The organism is Sandarakinorhabdus oryzae (assembly GCF_009733735.1).
In the GTDB taxonomy this organism is placed as follows: Bacteria; Pseudomonadota; Alphaproteobacteria; order Sphingomonadales; family Sphingomonadaceae; genus Sandarakinorhabdus; species Sandarakinorhabdus oryzae.
The window spans coordinates 1-4248 of sequence record NZ_WNJP01000210.1; the positions used below are offsets into that span (position 1 = coordinate 1).

A 4248-nucleotide genomic window follows, 5' to 3' on the forward strand; every position below is an offset into this window, starting at 1 on the left:
GCACTTTCCAGCAGCGCATGCGCCGCGCGGCCGCCGGCATGCACGCTCGACGGGTTGCCCACCAGCGCCAGTGCGTCGGCCACGGCCGCGCGCGCGGCAGCGCTCACCGGGGTGGTGGCGGCATGATCGAGATAGATTCGGCTTTTCATTGCAACACGGCCTCTGAACGCCATATAGGGCGCTTGCCTCAATTTGCGCCAGAACTGGGAGCGTCATGCCCGAAGTGATCCTTGCCGGCCCGGAAGGGCGTCTTGAAGGCCGTTACCAGCCCGGCAATGGCCCGCGCGCGCCGGTCGCCATCATCCTGCAGCCGCACCCGGCCCAGGGCACGATGAACCACCCGATCGTGCTGGCGCTCTACCAGAGCTTCGTGAAGCGCGGTTTTGCGACCTTGCGCTTCAACTTCCGCGGCGTCGGCCGCAGCCAGGGCACGTTCGACAATGGCATCGGCGAGCTTTCCGATGCCGCCAGCGCGCTCGATTGGCTGCAGCAGTTCAATCCGGAAGCCCACACCACCTGGGTGGCCGGATTCTCGTTCGGCGCCTGGATCGGCATGCAGCTCCTGATGCGCCGGCCGGAGATCAAGGGCTTCATCTCGATCGCGCCGCCCGCCAACATGTATGACTTCTCGTTCCTAGCGCCCTGCCCGTCGAGCGGTATCATCGTTGATGGCGAAGCCGACGAAGTGGTGCCGCCGTCAGCGGTGCAGAAGCTGGTCGACAAGCTGAAGACGCAGAAGCACATCACCATCCACCACGAGACCATCCCCGGCGCCAATCATTTCTTCCAAAACGAGATGGAGCTGCTGATGGGGCAGATAGATTCTTATCTGGATATGCGGCTGGCCAACGGGGGGCGTTAAGCCACCCGTCCGCCTGGCATCGCCTGCGGCACACCTGTCGTTTCCGGCCAACTGAGCGGTTTGCCATCCAGCACGCGCACCGCTAGCCAGGCAAAGGCTTCCGCCTCCAGCGCGTCGCCATTCCAGCCGACGGCTTCCACCGGTTCGGCTGGCACGCCGCAGCGGCGGGCGAGTTCGGCCATCAGCACCGGGTTGTGGCGGCCGCCGCCCGTCACCAGCAGGCGGCCAATTGGTGGCACATGGGTTAGGGCGAGGCGCACGGTCTCGGCCGTGAAGGCCGTCAGCGTGGCGGCGCCATCACCGGGGGACAAGCCGCGCAGGGCGCCGATATCCCAGGCGTTGCGGTCAAGTGACTTGGGCGGCGGCGAATCGAACCACGGGTTGTCACACAGCGTGAGCAACACATTGTCGTGCGTCATGCCGCTGGCGGCCACCTTGCCGTCCTCGTCATAGCCGCGGCCGGTGTGGGTGCGCACCCAGTCGTCGATCAGGGCATTGCCGGGGCCGGTGTCGAAGCTGCCCCAACGGCCATCCTCGGCAAACCAGGTAAGATTGCCGACCCCCCCCAGGTTGAGCACGCCCAAGGGCCGGCCCAAGCTTTCCGACCGCGCGCGGTGATAGCCCGGCGCCAGCGGTGCGCCCTGGCCGCCGGCGGCAACATCGGCGCTGCGGAAGTCATAGGCGACGGGCAGGCGGGTGGCGGCCTTCAGCGTGGCGCCGTCGCCGATCTGCCAGGTCCATTTGCGATCCGGCCGGTGCGCAATCGTCTGGCCGTGAAAGCCGATCACCGCCACGTCGTCGCGGCGCGTGTGGGTGGCGGCGAGCAGGCGGTGCACCGCCATGGCGTGCAAGCCAGTCGATTCCTGCTCCACTGCATCGATCAGCGCGTCGCGCGCCGGGGCGTGCATCTCGAGCGCGCGGGCACAGGCGGCGCGCAGGCGGACGCGAAAATCCGGTTCGTAGGGGAAGAACATGAAGGCCAGCGGGTTCACCAGGCCTTCGCCATCGGTTTCCACCAGCGCGGCATCAATGCCATCCATGGAAGTGCCGGACATCAGGCCGATCGCAAGTCGTGTGGTCATGGCCACAGGCTAGCGCAGCCGATGCCGGCTGGCCATGGCTGCCAGCCCCGATTATGAACAGCGGCGATGCGTGTCATGCTCGCCCTGCTGATGGCCTTGGCCAGCCCTGTTGCTGCCAATCCGCTGGCCGATCTGGTTGCCGGAACCGATCCCCGTGCACCGCAGCTGAGCGGCGTTGTCGGCGTGGTGGCAGACCGGCACCGCATCCGGCGCGCCGAAGCCCATGGCCTGGCCGACATCGCCGCCGGCCGGCCGCTGCAGACCGACAGCCTGATCCGCGTTGCGTCGGTGTCGAAACTGGTCGTCGCCGTCGCCGTGTGGCGGCTCGCCGAGCAGGGGACGCTGGATCTCGATCGCGATGTCAGCCTTTATCTCGGCTGGCCGCTGCGCCACCCGGCGCACCCCGACACGCCGGTGACCCTGCGCCAATTGCTCTCCCACACCAGCGGCATTGTCGATGGCTCAGGCTATGGTTTTGCGCTGGAAGAGCGGCTGCAGGACAAGATGACCGCCGAGCACTGGGGCCCGCGCGCGCCGGGCCAGCGGTTCGAATATGCCAACCTCAATTACGGCATCATCGCCACAGTGATGGAAGCGGCCACCGGTGAGCGGTTCGACCGACTGATGACGCGGCTGGTGCTGGCGCCGTTGAAGATCGATGCCGGCTACAACTGGCAAGGCGCGTCGGATGCGGCCATCGCCCGTGCCGCCGTGCTCTACCGGAAGGGCGCGGACGAGGTGCACTGGAACCCGGCCGGCCCGTGGGTGCCGCAGGTGGATGATCTCCACGGCCAGCGCGCCGCCTGCCCGGTCAGGAGCACCACCAGCTGCGACCTTGCTGCCTACAAGCCTGGCACCAACGCCACTATCTTCTCGCCACAGGGCGGCCTGCGTATCGCCATTCCCGATCTCGCCCGCATCGGCCAGCTGCTGCTGCGCGGAGGCGAGGTTGGCGGCGTGCGCTTGCTCAAGTCCGCCACGGTGAAAGCCATGTTCACGCCCGTGTGGCAGGCCGGCGGGGCGGTGCCGGGCGATGATTATCATGGCCAGATGCTCTGCTATGGCGCTGGTTTCCACTGCCTCAGCGGGCGGCCAGGTGCGACCGACCAGCCGGTGCCGAACGCGCGCTGGTGGGGGCATCTCGGCGAAGCCTATGGCCTGCTTGCTGGCCTGTGGGTGGACCAGCAGCGTGGCCGCGTCATCGCCTATGCGCTGACCGGCACCGCCGATGATCCGTTCAAGCCGCCCCATGTCACCTCGGCCTTTGCCTCCGCCGAAGACATCATCATGGCCGAGCTGGCAAGATGACCGGCAGGGTAATGGCAGCGCTTCCTTGCCTGTGCGACAATCATGGCCTCATCACAGCTTGAGGAGAATCTCGATGATCGGTTACGCACTTTTCGGCAGCAACGACCTGCCGCGCAGCTTTGCCTTTTATGATGCGCTGTTTGCCAGCATTGGCGTCAACCGCCTGATGGAATTCCCCACCGGCGCGGTGTGCTGGGGCGCCAGCTGGACCACGCCCATGCTCGGCGTTGGCCCGGCCTTTGACGGCAAGCCGGCCACCGCCGGCAATGGCACGATGATTGCGCTGGTGGTCGATACGCGCGCCAAGGTCGATGCCATGTACCAGGCGGCGATGGCGGCCGGCGGCGGCGATGAAGGCGGCCCCGGCGTGCGCGGCGAGGAGGGGCCACAGGCCTTTTATGCCGCCTATTTCCGCGATCCGGATGGCAACAAATTGTGCGCCTTCCGCGTTGGCCCCGCATGATCGGAGCCTGATGGATCCACTGGCGATCATCGCCGATGAACTGCAGCAGCGCGACCGCGAGCGTTGGCTGGCCTGTCTCTATGCGCCAGAGCCGGCCCGCCCGGCGCTGGTCGCGCTGCTGGCGCTGGATTGCGAGCTCGCCCATCTCGTTGCCACCACTACCGAGCCCTTGCTGGGCGAGATCCGCCTGGCCTGGTGGCGCGACCGGCTGACCGAGCTCGACAGCAAGCCGGCGCCGGCACAGCCGCTTCTGCAGGCGCTGCAGGCCCGGGTGCTGCCGTGGGTGACCGGCACCGAACTCGCTCTGCTCGAAGATCGCTGGCTGTGCCTGCTGGGCAGCGATAGCAAGCCGCCCCAGCATGTCGATGGCGGCGGGCTGTTGTTTGCCCTCGCTGCCCGGCTGCTCGGCGGCGATGGCGAGGAAGCTTATGTGTTGGGCCGGGCCTGGGTGACCGGCGAACCGGTGGCGGGCCGCACCAGCGAGCCGCTGCGGCCACTGCGGGCGCTGGCCGAGCTGACCGCCCGCGACGCTG

Annotated in this window: 5 protein-coding genes; 4 read left to right on the top strand and 1 reads right to left on the bottom strand. The window is 67.7% G+C overall.

The window, feature by feature from the left end:
- Positions 1-214: 214 nt before the first annotated feature.
- On the top strand, positions 215-862 hold the full coding sequence (locus GJ693_RS14275) for an alpha/beta hydrolase (RefSeq protein WP_156256939.1): 648 nt from the start codon (positions 215-217) through the stop codon (positions 860-862).
- Here the strand turns inward: GJ693_RS14275 and GJ693_RS14280 are convergent.
- Positions 859-1944: an anhydro-N-acetylmuramic acid kinase gene (locus GJ693_RS14280; RefSeq protein WP_156256940.1), complete on the bottom strand. Its 1086-nt coding sequence runs from the start codon at positions 1942-1944 to the stop codon at positions 859-861. The genes GJ693_RS14275 and GJ693_RS14280 overlap by 4 nt on opposite strands.
- Before the next feature lie 75 nt (positions 1945-2019).
- Between GJ693_RS14280 and GJ693_RS14285 the strand changes: the two genes are divergently transcribed.
- The 3 genes from GJ693_RS14285 to GJ693_RS14295 all read left to right on the top strand — a co-directional run.
- Positions 2020-3252 carry a serine hydrolase domain-containing protein gene (locus GJ693_RS14285; RefSeq protein ID WP_197042220.1) on the top strand — a complete coding sequence of 411 codons (1233 nt, stop codon included), beginning with the start codon at positions 2020-2022 and terminating at the stop codon, positions 3250-3252.
- Positions 3253-3325: 73 nt separating this feature from the next.
- Positions 3326-3715: a VOC family protein gene (locus GJ693_RS14290; protein ID WP_156256942.1), complete on the top strand. Its 390-nt coding sequence runs from the start codon at positions 3326-3328 to the stop codon at positions 3713-3715.
- Positions 3716-3725: 10 nt separating this feature from the next.
- A partial coding sequence (locus tag GJ693_RS14295; protein WP_197042221.1) for a squalene/phytoene synthase family protein occupies positions 3726-4248 on the top strand: 523 nt, incomplete at its 3' end.